This is a genomic window from Staphylococcus pasteuri (assembly GCF_030547725.1).
In the GTDB taxonomy this organism is placed as follows: domain Bacteria; phylum Bacillota; class Bacilli; order Staphylococcales; family Staphylococcaceae; genus Staphylococcus; species Staphylococcus pasteuri.
Genome location: NZ_JAUOQO010000253.1, coordinates 1 through 282, shown reverse-complemented (window position 1 = coordinate 282; position 282 = coordinate 1). Strand labels below are relative to the sequence as shown.

Here is a 282-nt window from a genome sequence, read left to right as displayed (position 1 = left end):
GCTCTGTACACTTCGATATAATCGATACCGGTATCGGTATTTCTCAAGACCGACTTGATGCTATTTTTGCTCCCTTCACTCAAGCGGATGCCTCCATGAGCCGGCGCTATGGAGGTACTGGGTTAGGCACAACAATTAGTAAACAACTAGTTGAATTAATGGGCGGTCAAATTTACGCCACTAGCACCGAAGGCGAAGGCAGTACGTTTGGGTTTAGTTTACCATTAAAACCAGGCAGGGCTCTCATCCAGAACAGCTCCTACTGCGCTTTCTCCCTTCCAC

Annotated in this window: 1 protein-coding gene; it reads left to right on the top strand. The window is 47.9% G+C overall.

Annotated elements, in window-relative coordinates:
* Nucleotides 1–282: ATP-binding protein (locus Q4528_RS13575; RefSeq protein WP_303522068.1), on the top strand; the 282-nt coding region annotated here is incomplete at both ends.